This is a genomic window from Azospirillum sp. UFLA03-27 (genome assembly GCF_059803775.1).
Genome location: NZ_JAUQTX010000014.1, coordinates 23347 through 45617 on the forward strand (window position 1 = coordinate 23347; position 22271 = coordinate 45617).

The 22271-nt window shown below is 69.4% G+C and carries 20 protein-coding genes, 1 tRNA gene and 1 pseudogene; 11 read left to right on the top strand and 11 right to left on the bottom strand.

Annotation, left to right across the window (positions count from 1 at the left end):
* Position 1 precedes the first annotated feature (1 nt).
* Entirely contained in the window at positions 2 to 2851 is a 2850-nt protein-coding gene (gene topA, locus Q4I23_RS03860) for a type I DNA topoisomerase (RefSeq protein WP_454017773.1), read from the top strand.
* Positions 2852 to 2973: 122 nt separating this feature from the next.
* Here topA and Q4I23_RS03865 read toward each other — a convergent pair whose 3' ends face one another.
* Both Q4I23_RS03865 and Q4I23_RS03870 read right to left on the bottom strand, forming a co-directional pair.
* Positions 2974 to 3321 carry a hypothetical protein gene (locus Q4I23_RS03865; RefSeq protein ID WP_454017772.1) on the bottom strand — a complete coding sequence of 116 codons (348 nt, stop codon included), beginning with the start codon at positions 3319 to 3321 and terminating at the stop codon, positions 2974 to 2976.
* Between the two features lie 106 nt (positions 3322 to 3427).
* Positions 3428 to 3886: a hypothetical protein gene (locus Q4I23_RS03870; protein WP_454017771.1), complete on the bottom strand. Its 459-nt coding sequence runs from the start codon at positions 3884 to 3886 to the stop codon at positions 3428 to 3430.
* Positions 3887 to 4042: 156 nt separating this feature from the next.
* Here Q4I23_RS03870 and Q4I23_RS03875 point away from each other — a divergent pair, with 156 nt between their 5' ends.
* Both Q4I23_RS03875 and Q4I23_RS03880 read left to right on the top strand, forming a co-directional pair.
* Complete coding sequence (locus Q4I23_RS03875; RefSeq protein WP_498525364.1) at positions 4043 to 4894, top strand: fumarylacetoacetate hydrolase family protein; 852 nt, start codon at positions 4043 to 4045, stop codon at positions 4892 to 4894.
* Between the two features lie 32 nt (positions 4895 to 4926).
* Positions 4927 to 6210 carry a hypothetical protein gene (locus Q4I23_RS03880; protein ID WP_498525365.1) on the top strand — a complete coding sequence of 428 codons (1284 nt, stop codon included), beginning with the start codon at positions 4927 to 4929 and terminating at the stop codon, positions 6208 to 6210.
* 205 nt (positions 6211 to 6415) lie between these two features.
* On the opposite strand, the gene Q4I23_RS03885 is transcribed toward Q4I23_RS03880, so the two are convergent.
* The 3 genes from Q4I23_RS03885 to Q4I23_RS03895 are packed head-to-tail and all read right to left on the bottom strand — an operon-like array spanning position 6416 to position 9314.
* On the bottom strand, positions 6416 to 7429 hold the full coding sequence (locus tag Q4I23_RS03885; protein ID WP_498525366.1) for a TRAP transporter substrate-binding protein: 1014 nt from the start codon (positions 7427 to 7429) through the stop codon (positions 6416 to 6418).
* Between the two features lie 30 nt (positions 7430 to 7459).
* Positions 7460 to 8740, bottom strand: coding sequence for a TRAP transporter large permease (locus Q4I23_RS03890; RefSeq protein WP_145623786.1), 1281 nt, complete (start codon positions 8738 to 8740; stop codon positions 7460 to 7462).
* A gap of 34 nt (positions 8741 to 8774) precedes the next feature.
* Entirely contained in the window at positions 8775 to 9314 is a 540-nt protein-coding gene (locus tag Q4I23_RS03895) for a TRAP transporter small permease (RefSeq protein ID WP_454017768.1), read from the bottom strand.
* Between the two features lie 459 nt (positions 9315 to 9773).
* Here Q4I23_RS03895 and hexR point away from each other — a divergent pair, with 459 nt between their 5' ends.
* The gene (gene hexR, locus Q4I23_RS03900) at positions 9774 to 10658 is read left to right on the top strand and encodes a transcriptional regulator HexR (protein ID WP_454017767.1); all 885 of its coding nucleotides are present in this window, start codon (positions 9774 to 9776) and stop codon (positions 10656 to 10658) included.
* Positions 10659 to 10947: 289 nt separating this feature from the next.
* On the top strand, positions 10948 to 11937 hold the full coding sequence (dusA, locus tag Q4I23_RS03905; RefSeq protein ID WP_498525367.1) for a tRNA dihydrouridine(20/20a) synthase DusA: 990 nt from the start codon (positions 10948 to 10950) through the stop codon (positions 11935 to 11937).
* Here the strand turns inward: dusA and Q4I23_RS03910 are convergent.
* The gene (locus Q4I23_RS03910) at positions 11918 to 12376 is read right to left on the bottom strand and encodes a DUF3429 domain-containing protein (protein ID WP_498525368.1); all 459 of its coding nucleotides are present in this window, start codon (positions 12374 to 12376) and stop codon (positions 11918 to 11920) included. The two genes, dusA and Q4I23_RS03910, sit on opposite strands and share 20 nt — an antisense overlap.
* A gap of 4 nt (positions 12377 to 12380) precedes the next feature.
* Positions 12381 to 12995 (bottom strand): glutathione peroxidase, encoded by a 615-nt coding sequence (locus tag Q4I23_RS03915; protein ID WP_454017764.1) that lies wholly within the window; start codon positions 12993 to 12995, stop codon positions 12381 to 12383.
* A gap of 178 nt (positions 12996 to 13173) precedes the next feature.
* On the opposite strand from Q4I23_RS03915, the gene Q4I23_RS03920 reads away from it, so the two are divergent.
* Positions 13174 to 14325, top strand: coding sequence for an MFS transporter (locus tag Q4I23_RS03920; protein ID WP_454017763.1), 1152 nt, complete (start codon positions 13174 to 13176; stop codon positions 14323 to 14325).
* Between the two features lie 362 nt (positions 14326 to 14687).
* Complete coding sequence (locus tag Q4I23_RS03925; RefSeq protein ID WP_237905945.1) at positions 14688 to 14921, top strand: hypothetical protein; 234 nt, start codon at positions 14688 to 14690, stop codon at positions 14919 to 14921.
* Between the two features lies 1 nt (position 14922).
* Here Q4I23_RS03925 and Q4I23_RS03930 read toward each other — a convergent pair whose 3' ends face one another.
* Positions 14923 to 17568 (bottom strand): DUF3772 domain-containing protein, encoded by a 2646-nt coding sequence (locus tag Q4I23_RS03930; protein WP_498525371.1) that lies wholly within the window; start codon positions 17566 to 17568, stop codon positions 14923 to 14925.
* Between the two features lie 277 nt (positions 17569 to 17845).
* Here Q4I23_RS03930 and Q4I23_RS03935 point away from each other — a divergent pair, with 277 nt between their 5' ends.
* Positions 17846 to 18028: a hypothetical protein gene (locus Q4I23_RS03935; protein ID WP_237905943.1), complete on the top strand. Its 183-nt coding sequence runs from the start codon at positions 17846 to 17848 to the stop codon at positions 18026 to 18028.
* 428 nt (positions 18029 to 18456) lie between these two features.
* On the opposite strand, the gene Q4I23_RS03940 is transcribed toward Q4I23_RS03935, so the two are convergent.
* Positions 18457 to 18660 (bottom strand): hypothetical protein, encoded by a 204-nt coding sequence (locus tag Q4I23_RS03940; RefSeq protein WP_498525369.1) that lies wholly within the window; start codon positions 18658 to 18660, stop codon positions 18457 to 18459.
* A 200-nt stretch (positions 18661 to 18860) separates the two neighbouring features.
* On the opposite strand from Q4I23_RS03940, the gene Q4I23_RS03945 reads away from it, so the two are divergent.
* The 3 genes from Q4I23_RS03945 to Q4I23_RS03955 all read left to right on the top strand — a co-directional run bounded on the left by Q4I23_RS03945 (position 18861) and on the right by Q4I23_RS03955 (position 21619).
* Complete coding sequence (locus Q4I23_RS03945; RefSeq protein ID WP_041812279.1) at positions 18861 to 19067, top strand: hypothetical protein; 207 nt, start codon at positions 18861 to 18863, stop codon at positions 19065 to 19067.
* Positions 19064 to 19375, top strand: coding sequence for a hypothetical protein (locus Q4I23_RS03950; protein ID WP_454017759.1), 312 nt, complete (start codon positions 19064 to 19066; stop codon positions 19373 to 19375). The genes Q4I23_RS03945 and Q4I23_RS03950 overlap by 4 nt, the downstream gene beginning before the upstream one ends.
* A gap of 66 nt (positions 19376 to 19441) precedes the next feature.
* Complete coding sequence (locus Q4I23_RS03955; RefSeq protein WP_498525370.1) at positions 19442 to 21619, top strand: hypothetical protein; 2178 nt, start codon at positions 19442 to 19444, stop codon at positions 21617 to 21619.
* A gap of 116 nt (positions 21620 to 21735) precedes the next feature.
* On the opposite strand, the gene Q4I23_RS03960 is transcribed toward Q4I23_RS03955, so the two are convergent.
* A tRNA-Leu gene (locus Q4I23_RS03960) sits at positions 21736 to 21822 on the bottom strand.
* A gap of 257 nt (positions 21823 to 22079) precedes the next feature.
* Positions 22080 to 22271, bottom strand: a pseudogene (locus Q4I23_RS03965) (alpha/beta hydrolase); the annotation flags it as partial.

Genomic DNA, 22271 nt, shown 5'->3' on the forward strand with positions numbered 1-22271 from the left:
CTTGCCGGGCAGCAACGTCGTCATCGTCGAATCGCCGGCCAAGGCGAAGACCATCAACAAATACCTTGGCTCGGATTACACCGTGGTCGCCAGCTTCGGCCATGTGCGCGACCTTCCGGCGCGCGACGGATCGGTGCGTCCGGACGAGGACTTCGCCATGGACTGGGAGCTGGGCGACCGCTCCAAGCGCCACATCGACGAGATCGCCAAGGCGGTCAAAGGGGCGGAACGCGTCTATCTCGCAACCGACCCGGATCGCGAAGGGGAAGCCATCGCCTGGCATTTGTCGGAGCTGCTGCGCGAAAAGCGGCTGATCGACGACTCCAAGGTCCAGCGCATCACCTTCAACGAAATCACCAAGACCGCCGTCCAGGCCGCGCTGGAGGCCCCGCGCGACGTCTCGCGGGAGCTGGTGGACGCCTATCTGGCCCGCCGCGCCCTTGATTATCTGGTCGGCTTCACCCTGTCGCCGGTGCTGTGGCGCAAGCTGCCGGGCTCGCGCTCGGCGGGGCGCGTGCAGTCGGTGGCGCTGCGCCTGATCTGCGAGCGCGAGTCGGAGATCGAGGTCTTCAAGCCGCAGGAATACTGGACCATCGAGGTGGGCTTCGCCACGCCGGGCGGCGCCTCCTTCACGGCCCAGCTCACCCAGCTCGACGGCAAGCGGCTCGACAAGTTCGCCCTGCCCGCCCGCGAGGCGGCCGAGGCCGCGGTGGCGCGCATCAGCCCGCAGGCCTTCTCGGTCGCGACGGTGGAGCGCAAGCAGAGCCGCCGCAACCCCTCCCCGCCCTTCACCACCTCGACCCTCCAGCAGGAGGCCTCGCGCAAGCTGGGCTTCGGCGCCACCCGCACCATGCGGACCGCGCAGCGGCTGTACGAGGGTGTGGACATCGGCGGCGAGACGGTGGGCCTGATCACCTACATGCGAACCGACGGCGTCAGCCTGTCGCAGGAGGCCATCGAGGGCGCCCGCAACCTGATCGGTTCCCATTGGGGCGAGCGCTACGTCCCGGCGCAGCCGCGCGTCTACAAGACCGCCGCCAAGAACGCCCAGGAAGCGCACGAGGCCATCCGCCCGACCGACCTGTTCCGCCGCCCGGAAGAGGTCGCTTCCTACCTGGAAGGCGACGAGCTGCGGCTGTACGAGCTGATCTGGAAGCGCACGCTGGCCAGCCAGATGGAAAGCGCGGTGCTGGATCAGGTGGCGGTGGACATCGCCTCGCCGTCCAAGGACGTCGTGCTGCGCGCCACCGGCTCGGTCGTCGTGTTCGACGGCTTCCTCAAGGTCTACCAGGAGGACCGCGACGACGGCGCCGCCGACGACGACCAGGAGCGCCGCCTGCCCGCCATGGAGCAGGGCGACGCCCTTGCCCGCGGCGACATCAGCCCGGAACAGCATTTCACCCAGCCGCCGCCCCGCTACACCGAGGCGAGCCTGGTCAAGAAGCTGGAGGAGCTGGGCATCGGCCGCCCGTCCACCTACGCCTCCATCCTCCAGGTGCTCCAGGACCGCAACTACGTGCGGCTGGACAAGCGGCGCTTCATTCCGGAAGACCGCGGCCGTCTGGTCACCGCCTTCCTGAAGAATTTCTTCAACCGGTACGTGGAGTACAACTTCACCGCCGACCTGGAGAACAAGCTCGACGAGATCTCTGACGGGCGGATCGACTGGAAGACCGTGCTGCGCGACTTCTGGCGCGCCTTCCACGTCGCGGTGGACGGGACCAAGGACCTGACCATCACCCAGGTTCTGACCACGCTGGATGAGGAGCTGGGTCCCCATTTCTTCCCGACCAACGCCGACAGCGACACGCCGGGCCACGACCCGCGCGTCTGCCCGGTGTGCAGCCAGGGCCGGCTCGGCCTGAAGCTCGGCAAGATGGGTGCCTTCATCGGCTGCTCGCGCTACCCGGAATGCCGCTACACCCGTCCGCTCGCCGTCGCCAACGACGAGAACGGCGAGGCGCAGGAAGGCCCGCGCGAGCTGGGCAACGACCCGGAAACCAGCCTGCCGGTCACCGTGCGGCGCGGCCCCTACGGCGCCTACATCCAGCTCGGCCCGCCCCCGGTGGCTGCCGCTCCGACCGAGGTCGTGGCCGAGGAGGCGCCCGCCGACGGCAAAAAGACCAAGGGCAAGAAGAAGGTCAAGACCGAGGAGCCGAAGCCCAAGCGCGTCTCCCTGCCCAAGGGCATGGCCGCCGCCGACGTGGATCTCGACACCGCGCTGAAGCTGCTCGCCCTGCCGCGCAGCATCGGCAACCACCCGGAGACGGGCGAGGACATCAGCGCCGGCATCGGCCGCTTCGGCCCCTACCTGAAGCACGGCAGCGTCTACAAGTCGCTGACTCCCGACGACGACGTGCTGACCATCGGCATCAACCGCGCGGTGGACCTGCTGGCCGGCGCCGCCAAGAAGGCGTCCGCTCCCGCCAAGACGCTGGGCGACCATCCGAAGACCGGCAAGCCGGTGACCACCGGGTCCGGCCGCTTCGGTCCTTATGTCAAGCATGGCTCCGTCTACGCCTCCATCCCCAAGGGCACGGAAGCGGACAGCGTGACGCTGGAGCAGGCGCTGGAGCTTCTGGAGGCCAAGGCCGCAAAGGACGCCGCCAAGAAGGGCAAGGCCCCGAAGGAGGCCGAACCCGCCGCGGACGGCGCCGAAGCGCCCGCCAAGGCCGAGAAGGCGACCAAGGCCAAGGCGACGGCGGCAAAGAAGGAGCCGGCCAAGAAGGACGCGGTGAAGAAGGCCGCTCCGAAGAAGGCAGCTGCCAAAAAGGCCGACACCGCGAAGGCTGACGCCGCGAAATCCGATGGGGACAGCGACGAAAAGCCTGCTGCCCGCAAACGGGCCTGACCGCGGGCAACGGACCGGATCCCGGTGGGCGCTTCGCGGTTGCCCACCGACAGACGCGCGCAGGTCCGTTCAAAACTGATCACGGGAAGAACGACGGCTCGACGAACGACCGTGCAGCCCCGTCAGGCGGTGGCGGCCGCCTTGGCCTTGGCCGCGTTGCGGCGGTGGCGCAGCTTGACGCGGATGCGCTCGACGGGGCTGAGCAGCCGGGGGTGGCGGCGCTTCAGCCGCACGAACAGGCGGCGGGCGTCCGCGGAGTTGCGCAGAAGGATCACCCCTCCGGCAAGCGCCACTGGAAAACCGAACGGTCCCGGCAACGGCGACATCAAAGCGCCCAAGCCGATCAGGCTCCACCCCGTGCCGATCAGCGCGAGTTGCCGGACGCGGGCAAGCGTGGGCTTGGCAGACGTAGGCCGGGCAAACGCAGGCTGGGCAAGCAGCGAGCGGCGGATGGCGGCGCGGCGATGCATCGGGGCTCCTCCTCCTGTGCCAGAAGCCATATGGGGGCGTCCTGGCATGGGGGAAGAGGTGGAGGGATGTGACTTTTCGAGGAAGAGGCCGGGCAAAAGGGGAGCGTCAGTGCAATGGCGCGGCGCTGCCGGGCGGTCCCAGGACAAACAGCGCGGCGGTCACCTCGGCCGGGGCCGGGGCCCATTCGAAGTCGCGCATCAGCTCGCTGCGCGCGGCGTCGGCGCGCTCCGCCAGGGCGTTGCAGTCGGTGCACTCCGTCCGCCGGGCCGGCTTGCGGCCGCGCCGGTCGGCGCAGCTTTCCAGCATCAGGCGGATCATCCGTTCCCGCTTGGCGGCGTCGACGAATCCCGACTGGTCGAAATACAGCTTCGTGAAGGCGACCTCGGTCACCGTCGGCGCCGCGCCCTGCTTGCCGACCAGCACCGCCGACACCAGTTCAACGCAGCGGCCGGCGTAATCGGGGATCGGCGCCGTGCCGTCGTCGGCACGGTCGTACTGACGGCTGGTCAGCTCGACCAGCCGTCCGGTCGGTTCCTTCACGAGGTAACGGCGCCACACCGGCATATCCGCCTCCCGTCTGGTTTCCCCATGGGCTGAAAAAAGGGTACACCAGACCGCACCGCGACGGAACAGCCCCTTTCCGGCTTCGGCCGGGACCGGACAGCACTCACCGGAGGAGAGGCGCGGCTCAACCTTCGGGAACGGGAAGGGTTTAGCCTGATGAAACTTCTGCGATTCGGCCCGCCGGGCCATGAGCGTCCGGGCCTTCTGGACCGCAACGGCGTGATCCGCGACCTGTCGGGCGTGGTGTCGGACATCGGTCCGGCCACCCTGACCGAGGACGGGCTGGCCCATCTGCGCACGCTCGATACCGACCGGCTGGCCCAGGTGCCGGACGGAACCCGGCTCGGCCCCTGCGTCGCCGGGGTGTCCAAGGTGGTCTGCGTCGGGCTGAACTACCGCGCCCACGCCGCCGAATCCGGCCTGCCCGAACCGGCGGAGCCGGTGCTGTTCATGAAGGCGACCACCGCCATCTGCGGCCCCAACGACCCGGTCCAGATGCCGCGGGGTGCCACCAAGCTCGATTGGGAGGTCGAACTCGGCATCGTCATCGGCCGCACCGCCCGCTACGTCGACCAGGCCGACGCCTTCGACCACATCGCCGGCTATTGCGTCCTCAACGACGTGTCGGAGCGCGCCTTCCAGACCGAAAGCACCGGCCAGTGGGTGAAGGGCAAGAGCGCCGACAGCTTCTGCCCGATCGGCCCCTGGATGGTCACCCGCGACGAGGTGCCCGACCCGCAGGCGCTGCGCCTGTGGCTGGAGGTGGACGGCCAGCCGATGCAGGACAGCACGACCGCCGACATGATCTTCGGCGTCGCCGAAATCGTGTCCTACATCAGCCGCTTCATGACCCTGCTGCCGGGCGACGTCATCGCGACCGGCACGCCGCAGGGCGTGGCGTTGGGCCGCGGGCCGAACCACCCCTGGCTCCAGCCCGGCCAGACCATGCGCCTGAGCGTCGAAGGGCTGGGCGAGCAGCGCCAGTCCGTCCGAGCCTTCGAAGGCTGAGCAGCGCCGGGACGGGAATGGGAGTGTCTTCGATGAAGCGAAAAAGCCGTCTGGCCGCGTGGCTGCTCGCCGCCGGTGTCGGCACCCTGGCGGCCTCCGGGGTCGCGTCCAGCGCCGCCCGGGCCGAGGATGGCGCCGCGGCGCTGGCCGGGAAGACCTGCGGGACGCTGGAGTCGCGGGTGGCGGAGATCCCCGGCTCCGGCCCGGTGTTCCTGCGCAGCTACGACAGCAGCTTCGGCGTCGGCCAGACGTCGGAACTGCCGCTGCGCGAGGCCGCCTTCACCTACGACAACGCGCTGGCCGTCATCGCCCTGGTCGCCTGCGGAAAGACGGAGCCGGCGCTGCGCATCGGCGAGTCGCTGCTCTCCGCCGCCACGCTGGACCGCGCGCGGCGCCAGGGGCGGCTGCGCAACACCTACCGCGCCGGTGCCCAGACCCAGAAGCCGATCCCACCCAACGGCTGGTGGGACGTCACCGCCAACCGCTGGTTCGAGGATGCCTATCAGGTCGGCTCCGCCACCGGCAACGTCGCCTGGGCGGGTCTGGCCCTGATGACTCTGGGCGAGGCGACCGGCGAGAAGCGCTTCCGCAACGGTGCGGCGGAACTGGCCCGCTGGGTGGTGGCCAACACCGCCGACCCGCGCGGGCCGGGCGGCTTCAACGGCGGCGTCCAGGGCTTCGACGACAAGCCGCAGGCCCTGACCTGGAAGGCGACGGAGCACAACACCGACCTCGTCGCCCTGTTCGGCTGGCTGGAGCGCAGCGGCACCCCTAGGGAAGGGGGTGGCGACTGGGCCGGGCCGGAGAAGGCGGCGCGCGGCTTCCTCGACCGCATGTGGGCGGACGGCGGCGGGCATTTCCCCACCGGCACGGCGCCGGACGGGGTGACGGTCAACCGGGCCACGTCCGGCCTCGACGCCCAGCTCTGGCCGCTGCTGCTGCGCGGCGCGCCGGAGGCGTGGCGGGCGGCGCTGGATTATGCGGAGAAGGCCCACGGCGTCGACGGCGGTTTCGACTTCAACGACGACCGCGACGGCATGTGGGTGGAGGGCACGGCGCAGGCCGCGCTGATCTACCGCCTGCTGGGGCGGTCCGACAACGCGCAGCGGCTTCTGGCCGAGGTCGCCAAGGAGGTCAGCCGCGGCGGCCATGTCTGGGCGACGCGCGAGGACAGCATCACCACCGGCCTCGCCATCGGGCCGGACAGCACCACGGACGATTTCCGCTACTACCGCCGCCCCCATCTGGCGGTGACGGCCTGGACGGTTCTGGCCGCCGTGGGCTGGAACCCGTTCACCGGTGAGCGGGTGAAGTAAAAAAATCCTTCTCCCCTCTGGGGAGAAGGTTGGGATGAGGGGGCGCCCGCAGGGCGGATACGCACTGCAATAAGGCTGCGTTTCCGGCCTGTGGCCGCCCCCTCACCCTGCCCCTCTCCCCGCTTTCGGCGGACCACAGGTCCGCCTGTCGCGTCAGCGCAAACTTCGTTTGCGCGTGAGCGGAGGGGAGAGGGAATTTGGTGGCTTACTTGCGGACCTTGTTGATCTCGCCCTGCAGTTCGTTCAGCAGGTCGGCGCCGCCGTCGGCGGCGAACTTGTCCATGGCCGGCTTGACCATCTCACGCATGCGGCCCAGCTCGGCGTCGCTCAGCTCGTTGATCTGCATGCCCTTGTCCTTCAGGTAGGCGATGCTCTGCTTCGACGCCTCGCGGCTGTCCTTGCGCTCGAAGTCGCGCGAGGCTGCGGCGGCCTCGGCGATGATCTTGCGCTCGTCGCTGGACAGGCCATCGTACCAGCGCTTGGAGGCCAGAACGATCCACGGGCTGTAGACGTGCTTGGAAATGGTCAGGTACTTCTGGACCTCGTAGAACTTCGAGGACTGGATGGTGGTGACCGGGTTCTCCTGGCCGTCCACGGTGCCCGTCTCCATGGCGGTGAACAGCTCGGAGAAGGACAGCGGCACGGCGTTGGCGCCGAAGCCGTTGAACATGTCGATGTAGACCGGGTTCTGCATGACGCGCAGCTTGATGCCCTTCAGGTCCTCGACCTTCTCGACCGGGCGCTTGCTGTTGGTCAGGTTGCGGAAGCCGTTCTCCCAGTAGACGAGGCCGACGAGGCCCTTCTCGTTCAGCTTGGCCGCCAGCTTCTGGCCGAACGGGCCGTCGAACACGGCGTCGGCCTCCTGCTCGTTGTTGAACAGGAAGGGCAGGTCGAAGACGGCGAAGTCCTTGACGATGCCGACCAGCGTGGCGGTCGAGCCGACCATCATCTCTTGCGCGCCACCGATCAGGGCGTTCTGCATCTGGATGTCGCTGCCCAGGCTGGCGTCGGCGAAGCCCTTGACCTTCAGCTTGCCGCCGGAGCGCTTGGACATCTCCTCGACGAAGAACTTCACGGCGCGGCCCTGGTTGCTGCTCTCCGACAGGCCGTAGCCGAAGCGGATCAGCCGCGGCTTGATGTCCTGGGCGGAGGCGGCGACGGGGGCGAGGATGGCGGCGGCGAGGCCGGTCGCCAGAAGAACGGAACGGAGCAGCTTCATGGGTCGGTTCTTCCCTGTAGCGTGTTGTGATTAATGGCGGAACAGAGTCAGCGGGGCCGTGACGATCTCCGGGACGGCGATCAGCAGGCTCAGCAGAATCAGGTAGGTCAGCAGGAACGGCCAGATGCCGCGCGTGGCGCTTTCCAGCGAGATGCGGGCGACGCCGCACACCACGTTCAGCACCGTGCAGACCGGCGGATGGATCAGGCCCAGCGTGCCGGTCAGGACGAACATCACGCCGAAATAGGTCGGGTCGATACCCGCCGCCGCGGCCAGCGGGGTCAGCACGGGGCCGAGCACCAGGATCGTCGGCGTCAGGTCCATCACCGTGCCCACGGCCAGCAGCAGCAGCGTGATGGCGACCATCAAGAGCTTCGGATGCTCCAGCAGCGGCGACAGCATCTCGTTCATCTGCTGCGGCAGGTCGGCCAGCGTCACCATGTAGGACGACACCAGCGCCGCCGCGCACAGGAACATCACCGTGCTGGTGGTGCGCGCGGCCTGGACCAGCAGCGGCACCAGATCCTTCAGCGTCACCTGCCGGTAGACGAACAGCGCCACGACCAGCGAGTAGACGGCGGCGACCACCGCGGCCTCGGTCGGGGTGAAGATGCCGCCGCGCAGGCCGCCGATGATGATGACCGGCAGGGCCAGCGCCCAGACGCCCTCGACCAGCGCGGTGCGGCGCTCGCCCCAGCTCGCCTTGGGCTGCAGCTTCACGGTCATGCCGCGCACCACGAACATCCAGGTGATGACCAGACCGGCGCCCATCAGCAGGCCGGGCACGATGCCGGCCATGAACAGGCCGCTGATCGAGGTGTTGGTGGTCACGCCGAAGATAATGAAGGGCATGCTGGGCGGGATGATCGGGGCGATGATGCCGCCCGAGGCGATCAGGCCGGCGGAGCGCGGCACCGGATAGCCGTTGTCGCGCATCATCGGGATCAGCAGCGTGGCGAGCGCCGCCGTGTCGGCGATGGCCGAGCCGGACAGGCTGGCCAGCATCACCGAGGCGCCGATGGTCACATAGCCCAGGCCACCGCGGATGTGCCCGACGAGGCTGACCGCGAGGTTGATGATCCGCTGCGAGATGCCCCCGGCGTTCATCAGCTCGCCGGCCAGGATGAAGAAGGGCACCGCCATCAGCGGATAGTTGTCGGCGCCGCTCAGCATGTTCTGGGCGACGAGCTGGGCGTCGAAGAAGTCGAGATGCACCATCAGCGCCACGCCCGTCAGCATCAGGGCAAAGGCGATGGGCATGCCGAGCAGCATCAGGCCGAACAGCGAGGAGAGGAAGACCGCAAGGGCCATGGAACGGGCTCCGCTTTCAGAAGGCCGGACGGTGTCAATGCTCGGCGATGGCGCCGCCCTGCGGGGCGGTGGCGCCGTGGGGGTCGCCGTTGCCGGGGATGTGCGCCGTCGCGTCGCCCGACAGGATTCGCCAGAGGTTGGCGAGGATCGTCAGCGCCATGGCGATCGCCGGGAAGAAGCCCGCGGCGGCGTAGAAGGCCATGGGGAAGCTGAGCACCGTGGAGCGCGTCTCCATCCCGATCAGAAGCTGGAACCAGCTTCCCTCGATGAACAGCCACAGCGCGTAGATCATCAGCAGATGGCTGATCACCGCGCAGGCCCGGCGGACGCGGACCGGCAGGCGCGACTGGAGGATGTCCAGCCCGAGATGCTGGTGACGGCGCAACGCCAAGGTGGCGCCCAGGAAGACCAGCCAGACGAACATCAGGCGGGCCAGTTCCTCAGCGGCGACGATGCCGCTGTTGAAACCGTACCGCAGAACCACGTTGCCGAAGACCAGCGCCACCATCACGGCGAGCATCAGCGCCATGATCCATTCGGTGACCATCTCCAGCGCTTCCACCATGCGCTTCATGCACACTCCTCGGCCCGCCTCGCGGCGGGGCTCACCTGATCGGAAGGGGCGGCGGCAGGGAACGACGCGGGAAGGCACGGGCGGCGCGACGCACCGGCAGCGGGGCCGGGCGGCGGGTCGGAGTTCCTCCCACTTGGTCTCTTGCCGGGGTCTCTTGCCGGGACCTTGAATTTTCTGTGTCGGAAAATAGAGGAGTCCCGCAACCGAGTGAAGAAGATTTTCTTCATAACGCCGTCAAAACCGCCGAACAATAGGCATAGCGACGAAAATTATCTTCACAAGCCGCCCTGCCCCGCATAGCTTGTGGGCCAAGGACTGCGGCGCGACGACGACGCGCCGACAGGTTCTGGTGCGCTATGCCGTTCGCGCCGGCGGTGGTACGGTCCGCCGCCCAAAGACGCCCCGGGACCAAGAATGCCGGGGACCAAAAACGCTTTTAGGGATGGACGGTCCGTTTCGATGCTCCAGCCGGTGAACATCCTCGATCACATCCGCGGCCGCCTGCCGGAGCTGAAGCGTTCCGAAGCCCAGGTCGCCGAGATGGTGCTGGTCGAGCCGCAGAAGGTCCTGGGGCAGAGCATCACCGTGCTGGCCCAGGCCGCTGGGGTCAGCGAGGCGACCGTCGTCCGCTTCTGCCGCAGCATCGGCTGCGCCGGCTTCCCGGATTTCAAGCTGCGGCTGGCCGAGGGGCAGGCCCGCGGCACCCCCTTCGTCAGCCAGGACGTGGCGCCGGACGACGAGACTCCGACCGTCGCACGAAAAATCTTTTCATCCGCCGCCGCCGCCCTGAACGACGCGGCCGGCGCGCTCGACATGGCGGCCGTCTCCCGCGCCGTGGAGCTGCTGGCCGACGCCTCCAGCATCCTGTGCATCGGCACCGGCGCCTCGGCGGTGGTGGCGGAGGACGCGGCGCACAAGTTCATGCGCTTCGGCATGGCGGCGCAGGCCAGCGCCGACCCGATGATGGTCCGCATGCTGGCGGTCAACCTGGGAGCGCGCGGCGTCCTGCTGGCGATCTCCAACACCGGGCGCACCGTGATGGTGACGGAACTGGCGCAGATGGCCCGCGACCTTGGCATCCCGGTCATCGCGATCACCGCGCCGGACTCGCCGCTGGCCGCGGTGTCGTCGGTCGCCATCGGCCACACCCCGGTCGAAGACGCGGAAATCTACACGCCGATGGCCTCCCGCCTCGTCCATCTGGCGATCATCGACGTGCTGTCCACCGGCGTGGCGCTGAAGCTCGGCGCCGAGGCGCGGCACCATCTGGCCAAGGTGAAAGCCGTGCTGTCCGGCACCCGCTCCTCCCACGGCAAGCCCGCCCGGGGTCGCCAGCGGGCGTAGCTTTTTCCCTCTCCCCTCTGGGGAGAGGGTTAGGGTGAGGGGGTTGTGCGTGTACCGGACCTCCCGCCACGCACACCCCCCTCACCGGCTCTCAGCGGATGCCGGAGGCATCCGCCTGCCACCGTCAGCGCTAGGCCTCTGGCCAGCGCGAGAGGCCCTGCGGGCCACCCTCTCCCCGGAGGGGAGAGGCTATTTATCCAAGGCGACGAAACAGCCTCCCCCTTGCCATCCGGCCCGGCTTGGTCCAATTGGTGCGCCGCCGTTCCCGATTCACAGACAGTACTCGCCCATGCCCGCCATTGCCCTCAGCGTTGCCCCGATGATGGAGCTAACGGACCGCCATTGCCGGAGCTTCCATCGCCTGCTGTCCAAGAACACGCTGCTCTACACCGAGATGGTCACCACCGGCGCCGTGCTGCACGGCGACCGCGAGCGGCTGCTCGGCTACGACGCGGCGGAGCATCCGGTGGCGCTCCAGCTCGGTGGGTCGGACCTGGCGGACTTGGCCGCCTGCGCCCGCATCGCGGAGGAGTGGGGCTATGACGAGGTCAACCTGAACGTCGGCTGCCCGAGCGACCGCGTGCAGTCGGGCCGCTTCGGCGCCTGCCTGATGGCGGAGCCCGATCTGGTCGCCCGGCTGGTCGGCGCCATGCGCGAGGCGGTGTCGATCCCCGTCACCGTCAAGTCGCGGATCGCCATCGACGAGATGGAGGAATGGCCGACGCTGGACCATTTCGTGCGCACCGTGTCCGCCGCCGGCTGCACCCACTTCATCGTGCACGCCCGCAAAGCGTGGCTGAAGGGTCTCAGCCCCAAGGAAAACCGGGACATCCCGCCGCTGCGCTACGACCTCGTGCACCGGCTGAAGCAGGAGAACCCGCAGCTCACCATCGCCATCAACGGCGGCATCCGCACCCTGGACGAGGCGGAAGGACACCTCGCCACGCTGGACAGCGTGATGATCGGGCGCGCCGCCTACGAGACGCCCTACATCCTGGCCGACGCCGACCGCCGCCTGTTCGGCGGGGAGCCCGGTCCCGACCGCTACGCGGTGGTCGAGGCCATGGCGGCCTATGCCGAGGAGCGGATGCGCCAGGGGGCGCCGCTGTCGGCGATCACCCGGCACATGCTGGGGCTGTTCCAGGGCCTTCCCGGCGCCCGCGCGTGGCGGCGCCACATCAGCGAGAACGCCCATCTCCCCGGCGCCGGACCGGAGGTTCTGCTGAAGGCCGCGGCGCTGGTGCCCCGCCGGGAAACGGTCACGCAGCCAGCGGGATGAGCGCGGCAAGCGTCAGGCAGACGACGATGGTCAGGCGGGTCCGCAGCGCGCCGAACCAGCGGGGGTAGCGTCCATCCGCCGCCGCGCTGCGGTCCACCGCCCAGGCGAGGAGGAAGGACAGGATCAGCGCCGGCACCGTCAGGCCGGACGGCAGCAGGGTCGCGCTCCACCCCAACAGCGACGGCGCGACTCCCCAGGCCAGCCACGCCGGCCCGCTCGTCTCGCCATCCCTCCCCGCGAGGATGCGGCCCCAGTGGATGGCGCCGATGAAGGACAGGATCGACACCGCGTAGACGACCACCGCCCGAACCACGGCAGCCTGCCCTTCGCCCTCCGTCATCCAGGCCAGCGCGGTGCCGCCGACGAAGGGAAGCAACCCGCCGTAGGACAGCAGCCGGACGACCGAGGCCCGGCGATCATCGATGGGCAGCGCGTCCATGCGCTTACGGCGTCGGAGAGGAGGAGGCCAGCGCCTTGTCCACCGCCGCGGCCAGCGTGGCGGACTCCGGCGTGACCGAGCTGCCGAACCATTCCAGCAGCCGTCCGTCGCGGCCGATCAGGATCTTGTGGAAGTTCCAGCGCGGCACACCCTGCGGCCCGGTGACCGCCGCCGCCCAGCGGTAGAGCGGATGGGCCTGCGGTCCGGTGACAGACTGCTTCTCCATCAGGGGAAAGTCCACGCCGTAGTTGAGTTCACAGAAGGATGCGACCTGGGCGTTGCTGCCGGGCTCCTGCCCGCCGAAATCGTTGCTCGGCACCCCCAGCACGACCAGCCCGCGCTCCCGCCGTCCGGCCCAGAGCTTCTGCAGCCCCTCGTACTGGCCGGTGTAGCCGCATTGCGACGCCGTGTTGACCACCAGAACCGCCTTGCCCCGGAAGGCATCGGGCGCGAGCTTGCCGCCGTCGATGGCCGGCAGAGGCAGCGCAGCCCAGTCGAGCGCGTCGGGCTCCGCCCGGCTGCCGTCCGCCGCGTCCGCGCCGGGGACGGCCGCGGACAGCATCAGGACGGCGGACAGCATCACGGCGGCGGATTGGGCGGTATCGCGGATCGTCGGCATGGCGGTCTCCCGTTCGGCGGCGCTGGTCTGTACGGCCACGTTCTATACGACGGCCGAAGCGCATCGGATCATGCACGCGCATGGGTGCCATGGCCATCTTGCCATGCGTCGGATGGGCGCCTCTGCTTTAGGGTTGTGCCCCCGCACGCCCCAGACCATAGACCGGCCGACGTCCCCCATGCGCCTTCTCATCCTGATGCTCGGCCTCGCCGGTTTCGCGAGCGCCTTTTCGCTGCGCACCACCGACCCGATGCTGACCGTCATCGCGTCGGACCTCGGCATCGGCGTGGCCGAGGCGGCCCTGCTCTCCTCCGCCTACACCCTGCCCTACGCGGCGATGCAGCTCATCCTGGGGCCGGTCGGCGACGCCATCGGCAAGACGCGGCTGATCCGCCTGTCGCTGGTCGTCCTGACCATCGGCGTGGCGCTGTCGGCGGTGGCGCCCGGCTATTACACGGTGCTGGCCTCGCGGATGCTGGCCGGCGCCTTCGCCGGAGGGATCATCCCGGCCTCCATGGCGCTGATCGGCGACCGGGTGGTCTACACGGAGCGGCAGTTCGCCATCAGCCGCTTCCTGCTGGCGGTGATCCTCGGCCAGATGTCCGGCTCCGCCGTGGCCGGCGCCCTGTCGGAGGTGGCGGGCTGGCGCACCGTCTTCGCCCTGGCGGCGGTGGTGACCGGCCTGATCGCGCTGACCGCCTTCCTGGTCCTGCGGGGCGAGCGGGAGGAGCGGCATCCCCTGTCCGTGGCCGACGCACGGGCGCGCTACGCCTCCGTCCTGGCGAATCCGGTGTCGGTCTGGGTCTTTGCGACGGTGGCGGCGGAAGGGCTGCTGATCTTCGGCGTCTTCCCCTTCGTCGCCCCCATGCTGTCCCGCCACGGGGCGGAGGGCGCGTTCGAGGCCGGGGTGACGCTCGCTGCCTTCGCCATCGGCGGAGTCGTCTACAGTTTCGTGGTGCGGCGCTTGCTCGGTACGCTCGGCCAATGGGGGATGATGGGGGCCGGCGGCCTCGTGGCCGGCGGGGCCTATCTGGCGATGCTCGCCCCGGTGCCCTGGCCGGTGGTGTCCCTGCTGTTCCTGGTCGCCGGCTTCGGCTTCTACATGCTGCACAACACCATGCAGACTCAGGCGACCGAACTGGCAGCGACGGCGCGCGGGTCGGCGCTCGCCCTCTTCGCCTCTTCCTTCTTCCTGGGGCAGGGGATCGGGCCGGTGGTCTATGGGGCGGTCGCCCATCAGGTCGGCCTGCCCGCCCTGTTCCTGTTCGGCGGCGTGCTGACCATGCTGCTGGGCGTCGGGGCGGTGCGGGTGATCCGCCGGCCAGCGTGACGGGTGGGCGTGACGGTTCGGCCCGACTGATATTTCAATATTTCGGATATCCCCAGATTCTGTGGATAACTCTGTTGGCGAATCGAGGGGTAACCGAAGGGACAGGCGGCCCCTCAAGGGGTCCGGCAGAAATGCCCGATTTTTAGGCACATTAGAAAACCGCGCCGATCAAGGATTTTCCACGCGCTGGCCTTGCTTTCACCCCCGGGCCGGCGGCTGCCCCGCCCGGCAACGGGAGTCAAGCGAAGGATGCGCGGCCCTGTGAACAACTTTTCTTGACAGATCTTGCGGGCCACGGCAAAGGGCTGCTCCAGGCGCCGAGACGGCTTGCGCGCCACCGGTCCGCGGAGCACTCTGGCGTTATGTTCACCGTCAGCGAGAGCGAAGCCGAAACGATCCGCCGGGCCTTCCACGACCGCGGCGAATGGTCCGCCGTGGTGGAGCTGCGCCGGCTGTTCCCGGTCTTCGCCAACAACCCGGAGGCGCTGCGCTGCGTGCGCGCCATCGCCGGCTGGCAGCCCCTCCCCGACCCAGCCACGGCTCCACCCAAGGTAACCCCGCTGCGGCGCCGCAAGCCGGCGGAGCCGCAGCCCTAAGTCAGGTGGCGGTGCGCGGCCCACGTTCGGTGAGGGTGTCGGCCAGCGGCACGACCTTGCCGCCGTCGGCCACCACCTGAAGCTCCGGAACGCCGGCGTGGGCGCGGCGCTCGGCCAGGAGAACCTCCAGCATCGCCTCGACCTTCGGCATGTGGACGGTTTGCTGGTCGAAGGGCATCTGGATGCCCTGTTCGCGGAACTGCTCCAGGATGCGCATGCGCAGTTCGTTGCGCACCGGGATGATGTGCTCGGTGTTGGCGACGAAGCAGCGCAGTTCGAACTCCGGCCCGCTCGGCCCGAAATCGCGGAACATCACCACCGGCTCCGGGTTGCGCAGCACCTGGGCGTGGCCGTAGCCGATCCGCAGCAGCAGCGCGTAGACCTGCCGGGCGTCGGTGTCGTAGGTGATGCGGACCTTGATCTCGATGCGGGTGGTCTTGTCCTTCAGCGTCCAGTTGACCACCGACTTGGAGATGAACTCCGAGTTCGGGATGATCACCGAGGCGCGCTGGAAGGTCTGGATCTCCGTCGCGCGCACACTGATGCGGCGCACGGTGCCCTCAAGCCCGTTGACGACCACCCAGTCGCCCACCTTCACCGGCCGCTCCACCAGCATGATCAGGCCGGAGATGAAGTTGCTGACGACGTTCTGCAGGCCGAAACCGATACCGACCGACAGGGCCGACGCGATCATGGCGAGGCTGGACAGGTCGAGCCCCAGCGTGCCGACCGACATCAGCACCGCCATGGTGGTGCCGAGATAGCCCACACCCATGCGGATGGAGTTGCGCACGCCGTCGTCCATGTTGACGCGGCCGAGGATGCGCTCGTCGAGCTGGCGCTGGATGAAGCGGGTTACCGCGACGACGACGCCCAGCACCATCAGCGCCGACATGATGTCGCCCGGCGCGATGCGCACGCCGCCCACCGTGACGCCGCTGAGGAAGCCGTCGGCCAGCCCCTTCATCTCCGACAGGGTCATGCCGGTCAGCGGCAGCAGGAAGAAGGCCGCCACGGTCAGCAACAGCCCGTCGATCACCGTCCGCCCGGCCTGCCCAAGCATCCGCCGGCCGCGGTCGGTGGCGATCACGATGTCGCGGACCTCGGCCACCTGCCCGCTGCCGCGCTCCAGCAGGACGCACAGCAGCTCGCGCAGGACGCCGCGCGCCACCAGAAGGACGCCGCCGATGATGAGCGTGGTCAGCATCAGCTTCGAGGCGTAGATCGCGCCGACCAGATAACCGGCCCCCGAGGCGACCAGCGAGGCGAGCGCCACCGCGCCGATCAGCAGGCGCAGCCGCAGCCCGACGACCCGCGGACGGACGGGTGGCGCCTCCTCGGCCTCCGCCGCGGCAGGGGTTGCGGCCGGCGGCGGCAGGGTGACGTCCAGTCCGGCCCCGGGCGTCGGCTCGGGGCATCCGCAATCGTCGGTCGCCTCGGCCTCCGGCTGCGGGGCGGCGAGCCAGAGGTGATCGGGGTAGAGGAACAGCAGCGACATGGCGATCAGCGCCATGGTCCCGAAGCCGGTGATCGAACGCAGTTCCGGCGGGGTGAACATCCCCTCCGACAGGGCGATGCCGGTGCCGGCCAGGGCCAGCCCGATCATGACGAGCGGGACGCGGCGGACCAAGCGCCGCGCGCTGTCCGGGTCGAGGTTGGCGAGCTGCCAGGAGGGATGGTCAGGCGCCAGGGTGGCGCGGGCGACGCCCGTCACCAGGAAATAGGCGGTCAGGCCCCCCGACACCCCGACCACCAGAGCGGTCAGCGGACCGGCGTCGGCTGCGTCGCGCAGCAGCCCGACCAGGGCGCCGCTCAGCACCAGCGTCGGCACCAGCGGCACCAGGCAGCGGGCCAGCGCCTCCACCGCCATCGCCACCACCCGCTGGCGGTAGCTGGGCCGCTCCTCCAGATCGCGGTGGCCGTAGCGGCGCAGCAGCACCCGGCGCACCGGCCAAGCGACCAGGAACAGCACGGCGGCGAGCGCGCCCAGACCGTACAGGCGGCCGCGCCATTCGTCGTCGCCCATCACGATGCCGAAGGCGCGTCCGATGCGCTCCTGCACATAGGCCGTCTGCTCAGGCAGCGCGGCCCAGGTGGCGGGCAGCAGCGGCACCGGACCGCGCCGGACGATCTGCTCGGTGAGCTGGGTCATGCGCTGGTCGGCGGCGGTGCGCAGCAGGATGTCGGCGCGCGTGACGATCAGTTCGGTCTGCTTGGTCCGCCCTTCCGCCTCGCCGATGGTCTGGGTCAGGCGCTTGCGCTCCGCGGCGATCCCCGCCTCCTCCGGCGGAGCGCCCTGGGCCGGCGGCGGACCAAGCGCGTCCAGCATGCGCTGGGCTGTGTCGCGGGCCGCCGCCGCCGCCGCGCCGGCTTCCCGGACCTCGTGCTGGATCTTGGCCAGATCGGCCCGCAGGGTCTCGTATTCCGTGTTCGCCAGATCACCCCCGGCGATGCGGTTGGCCGCCCTCTCCAACGCGTTCTGCCATTGCGGCAGCTTGGTCTTGAAGTCCGCCGCCGCTTCCGCCGCCGGAGCGGCGGACTGGGCCAGGGCTGATGGAATCACGGCACCCACCGCAAGCGCACCGCACAGCATCAGGACTGCCAGAAGCCGGCCAATCCGGCAGCGGAAGGCGGAGGAAATCTGCATCACCGTTCGAAATCTCTTGTTGGCGAAAGGCTGCGGCCCCGGCGAACCGGGAAAAGGGATACCTATACTCTTCGGCGTCGCGGCAAAAGTATGGCACGCCGTGTCACCAGGATGTGACAGAGAGGTTCGGAAGCGCGCATCCGTTCGAGGGAGACGGGGCGAGGCGCCTGTTCCGGGGTCCGGTGTTTCATGCACCTGCCTGCCGATTGAGCATGGCGTGGTTGCGTGTCTTGATGATACAGGTTGCGCATCGTCGCTTCATACGCACGTCATCATCATGGCCGGCCTGACCGACATCGACCGCACCCTCCTCCGCACCGCGCTGAAGGCCGCAAAGCGCAACGACGTCCCCTCTGTCGGGATGCCGACCGAGACGCTGGAACGGCTTCTGGAGTATCTGGCGGTCCTTGAAGGGGCGCAGCCCAGCACCCAGTCCGAAGGCGCCCCGGGGTCGAACTGACCCTTCAACCATTGCTTGGCCGGCAATGGCAGTACGTCTCACCCTGACACTGCATACTATCGTATGCCTACCAGCCGGCGCTGGACCTATGCAGCCACTGAACGGCACGTTGTGACATTGAATTCGAGTCGCAACCGATGCTCGACTAACCCTATCGAACGGAGTAAGACTTTGGGACCCACTCCTTCAGGCGGACGATCCCATTGTGCCAGTTTGCCACACCGGAATGCGGTCACGCCTGTCGCGCGATCAGGCTCGTCCGCGAACACAGCCGCGGACCCGTGGGCTTGGACGCGCGCGCCTATTTGATCCGGGTCGAGCGTCGGCTCATGCAGTTCCATTGCGGCGCTCCGCTGGGCATTCCAACGGAAGCGGCGCCGCCCCGCGAGGCCGCCGAGTAATCGGCCGTCACCCCCGCATACCGTCACTCAATCCCGCCCGCTGGGGGCATCGGAACGGCCCCGGTCCGGTTCGCGGCCCCGGTCCTCCTCCCCCTGACGGCCCTTATCCGTTGCCTCGTCGCGTTCACGCTGACGCTGCCATTGATCGAACTTCTCGGGGTCGGTCACCAGATCGATAACGGAAGGCTTCCGGTTGCCGTCGTCGCGCTGTGCGGGCATGAACACCTCCATCGCTGCGCCACACCTGTCCTTTTGCACATCAACAGCGCAAAGGGCCCGGCGCACCAAGCCCCGCAAGGGGAGAACCCCACAAGCACAGCCTTGCTCCTTTGGCGTCCGGTTTTTGACACAGCACACCCCCGCCCGAATCCTTAGCCTGCGACAACGATCAAGACACAGTCGGGGGCGGAATGCTGCGGTTGGGAACACGGGTGAGGTTTGCGGGCCAGGAGGCCCTCGTCGTCGCACGGACCCTTGCCGGTGAGCCGACCTACGACATCCGTCTGGCCGACGGCCGTCTCATCAAATACGCCGCCGAAAGCGACCTGGAACCGATCGAGGGGGATGGGTCCGCACCCCCGCCCGCCTCGGCGCGGCCATCCGGCGACGGCGGCTCCAACCAGGGGGGCATGCAGTGACCCGCGACGACTTCCCCTATTCGCTCCAGCCCTACGCGATGCCGGAGAACGGCGGCGACGGCGCGCAGCCGTCCGACGCCTGGACCCTGGTGCTGTTCCGCGCCGCCGACGAGGCGGAACGCCTGTGGTTTCGCGACCACGGATTCGTCATGGAGGGCCGCCGCTGGGTCCGCCATGCCCCTGTCCCGGACAGCCGTGCCGAGACGCCGGCCTCCGGCGATGCGTCCGAGGACGAGGACTTCGGCGATCGTGAGTCCGACGACAAGGCGCCGGGCACCGGCGGCCCCACTCCGGACGTCGCCGCCTGATCTTCCGTTCCGGCGTCCGCGGCCTTTTCCAGTGCCGGCGCCCCTGTTCGCGGACACGCACGCCCCATGCCCGACAGCCTCGACTTCGACCGGAACGACCTTGGTCCAAACGCACCCGGGCAGAACCATCTGAGCCCCGGCGATCTGAACCGGCCCGCTCCCTCCCCATCCGCGCCGCCCCCTTCCGTATCGCCGTCCACCGTTCCGCAGACCGCCCTGATCCGGCGGCTGCGCCGGGCGGCCTCCGGCAACGTCCCGGCGCCGGAAGGGGTGACGCTTCGTCAGGCCCAGCAGCGCGATGTCATGGTCGGCGCCCATCTGACCCTGAGCATCGATTGGGCGACGGAGGTGGAGGTCCGGCTGGGCGCCGAGATGGTGCGCTTCGCCATCTACTGCCGCAACGCCGCCGAACTGAACGCGACGCTGGCCCGCGACCTGGACGCCGAGGCGGCCTCGTTGGAGACGGCCCATCGCTTCGCCACGCTGCTCGGCCCGCTGGACGAGCGGGTGGAGGCGATGTCCGCGGCGGAGGAGCCGTTGCCGCCCCTGCCGTCGCTGCGCGGTCCCTACTATCTGCATGAGGTCTGCACCGGTTGCGACGGCGGCGGGGTGCGGGCCTGCGGCGGCGACGGCTGCCGCGGCGGCAAGATCCGCTGCACCCACAGCGCGACCGCCGAGACGCCGGATTGCCCGGACTGTGGCGGGCGCGGCCAGCACCGCTGCCCGGTCTGCACGGGCGAGGGTGTGGTCGCCTGCGAGACTTGCAGCGGGGTCGGGCAGTTCACCCACATCCATCACCCCCGCCTGACCGCCCACCCCTCCTACAGCCTGACCGCCCCGCCGGACGCCCCGGCGGCCGTGCGGATGGCGCTGGAGGAGGCCGGCTTCGCCGGTTTCGCGGCGCTCGCCAACCCCGCGCCCGCCACGGTGCGCCATTCCGGCACGCAGCTTCTCTACCAGCGCAGCGGCACGCTGACGGTGGTCGCCCTGTCCTGGGACTGCGACGGCGTGCCGTTCGAGGTGGAAACCGTCGGGCCGGACGCCGACTCCGCGCCCCTTCCCCCCTTTTTGGACACGGTGCTGGCCCCGGTGCTGGCGCGCATCGCGGCGCTGCCACCCGCCGACGCCTTCGCCCTGGCCGGCGCCTACCGCCTGACCCGCTCCATCGCCGAGGCGGTGCTGGACGGCCGGGAACCGGACACCGCGGCGATCGTGGCTGACCATGAGGGCTGCGTCAGCCCCGCCTTCGTGAAGGAAACCGCCGCCGTGCTGGCGGAGCGGTTCGCCGAGACCAGCCGCACCGCCGTGTCACGGAGCTGGATCGCCGCGGCGGGGCTGCTTGCCCTGGTCCTGCTTCTCGTGGCGAGCGTGGACGGTCCGGCTCTGCTGACCGGCGCGACGCCCGAGCAGCCGGCCCCGGCGGCGCTGCGGCTGGGCTGGGACATCGGGCTTCCCATCGCCGCCGGGCTGGGCCTGTGGGCGCTGGTGCGCGGGGTGGTGCGCGGGGCGCTGGCCGCCGCCTTCGGCGGGCCGGTCCGGGCGCCGGACCAGGGGTCCTGGCCGCTCGTCCTGCTGTCCGCCGCGGCGGCGATCCATCTCGGCCTGCTGACGCTGTGGAACGGCGGGCCGGGATTCAGCCGGCTGAACCATCGGCTGGATGTGGAGGCGATCACCCAGGGCCGCGCGCCGATGCCCACCCCGCGCGTGCTGACTCCGGAGGAGCGGATCATGGCCGCCCAGCGGGCGCTGGCCCGGCTGGGTCGCTACGACGGGGCGATTGACGGCAAGATGGGCGAAGGAACCCGGACGGGTCTTGCCAGTCTGACCGGACTGGTCGACACGCCACCGGGCGTGGCGCCCGAAGATCCGCTGGAGTTGGCGGTGGCCATCGCCGCCGACCGCATGGCGGTCAACGTACGGACTCCGGAGCTTCTGGTCGGGCCGGGCTGGAGCAACGCCACCCGCCTGCGCATGAAGCACGACGACCAGCCGATCGTCGCCGGGGCATTCCTTGGGGCGCTGGCCGCATCGGGCACGGAGCGGGCGGCGGCGGGCCAGGAGTGGGTTTCGGGAGATGGCCTGCGATCCGGGTTGATCACCGTGACCGGCCGCATCGCCGACCCGAAGGACCGCGGTCGCCTGTGCTTCGCGCTGACCCACGTCGTGACCACGCCGGCCGGCCGGGATGCCGGCGCGCCGCTGCGCACCTGCCGGACCGCCGGAAACTGGACCCTGGAGGAATGAGGCCTGGAGGAATGGGGAGGGAGATGAGGGGAAGGACCCGCTGCAGGCGGGCATGAAAAAGGGGCCTGAGAAGGCCCCGATTTTCGTATCCATCCGGCGATCCGCCGAAGGAAAGATGGTGCGGTCGAGAAGACTCGAACTTCCACAGCATTTCTGCCACAGCGACCTCAACGCTGCGCGTCTACCAATTCCGCCACGACCGCGACTTCATCATTCGAATGGACTGCGCACAACGGCTCAACCCATTGAATTTCTTTACTTTCCTAAGCCGGACGTTACGCGGCGCCGCGTCGGAATGCAACAACTTTCTCATGTTGAGAGCAACCCGACGACAGGCCGCATCGGCCCGCACGCGCACCCTTCCGAGCGCGCCGCGCCCTGTTATCGCATTCCCAGTGGATAAGCAAGCGGCTTGCGTTTACAGCCCGCTCACGGTGCCGCCGGGAGACGAGCAACGGGGTCAGGCGTCCAGATGACGGCGCACCGCATCGGCGGCCTGCAGAACGGCACGGTGGGCCTGATCGACCAGACGGGTCATGGTGGCGAAGGAGTGGGGAAGCCCGTCATGGACGGCGAGGCGATGGGAAACGTCCGCCTCGGCCAGCCGCTCCGCCAGACGGAGGGAGTCGTCGCGCAGGCAGTCGAGATCCTG

Bases quoted from the DNA above. Each gene is read 5' to 3' on its own strand.
- Q4I23_RS03910 (WP_498525368.1), bottom strand. From the start codon at position 12,376: ATGGACGCGCTGCCCATCGATGATCGCCGGGCCTCGGTCGTCCGGCTG.
- hexR (WP_454017767.1), top strand. From the start codon at position 9,774: ATGCTCCAGCCGGTGAACATCCTCGATCACATCCGCGGCCGCCTGCCG.
- Q4I23_RS03915 (WP_454017764.1), bottom strand. From the start codon at position 12,995: ATGCCGACGATCCGCGATACCGCCCAATCCGCCGCCGTGATGCTGTCC.
- Q4I23_RS03935 (WP_237905943.1), top strand. From the start codon at position 17,846: ATGGCCGGCCTGACCGACATCGACCGCACCCTCCTCCGCACCGCGCTG.
- Q4I23_RS03880 (WP_498525365.1), top strand. From the start codon at position 4,927: ATGAAGCGAAAAAGCCGTCTGGCCGCGTGGCTGCTCGCCGCCGGTGTC.
- Q4I23_RS03875 (WP_498525364.1), top strand. From the start codon at position 4,043: ATGAAACTTCTGCGATTCGGCCCGCCGGGCCATGAGCGTCCGGGCCTT.
- Q4I23_RS03920 (WP_454017763.1), top strand. From the start codon at position 13,174: ATGCGCCTTCTCATCCTGATGCTCGGCCTCGCCGGTTTCGCGAGCGCC.
- Q4I23_RS03870 (WP_454017771.1), bottom strand. From the start codon at position 3,886: ATGCCGGTGTGGCGCCGTTACCTCGTGAAGGAACCGACCGGACGGCTG.
- Q4I23_RS03930 (WP_498525371.1), bottom strand. From the start codon at position 17,568: ATGCAGATTTCCTCCGCCTTCCGCTGCCGGATTGGCCGGCTTCTGGCA.
- Q4I23_RS03895 (WP_454017768.1), bottom strand. From the start codon at position 9,314: ATGAAGCGCATGGTGGAAGCGCTGGAGATGGTCACCGAATGGATCATG.
- dusA (WP_498525367.1), top strand. From the start codon at position 10,948: ATGCCCGCCATTGCCCTCAGCGTTGCCCCGATGATGGAGCTAACGGAC.
- Q4I23_RS03940 (WP_498525369.1), bottom strand. From the start codon at position 18,660: ATGGAGGTGTTCATGCCCGCACAGCGCGACGACGGCAACCGGAAGCCT.
- Q4I23_RS03925 (WP_237905945.1), top strand. From the start codon at position 14,688: ATGTTCACCGTCAGCGAGAGCGAAGCCGAAACGATCCGCCGGGCCTTC.
- Q4I23_RS03890 (WP_145623786.1), bottom strand. From the start codon at position 8,740: ATGGCCCTTGCGGTCTTCCTCTCCTCGCTGTTCGGCCTGATGCTGCTC.
- Q4I23_RS03865 (WP_454017772.1), bottom strand. From the start codon at position 3,321: ATGCATCGCCGCGCCGCCATCCGCCGCTCGCTGCTTGCCCAGCCTGCG.
- Q4I23_RS03955 (WP_498525370.1), top strand. From the start codon at position 19,442: ATGCCCGACAGCCTCGACTTCGACCGGAACGACCTTGGTCCAAACGCA.
- Q4I23_RS03885 (WP_498525366.1), bottom strand. From the start codon at position 7,429: ATGAAGCTGCTCCGTTCCGTTCTTCTGGCGACCGGCCTCGCCGCCGCC.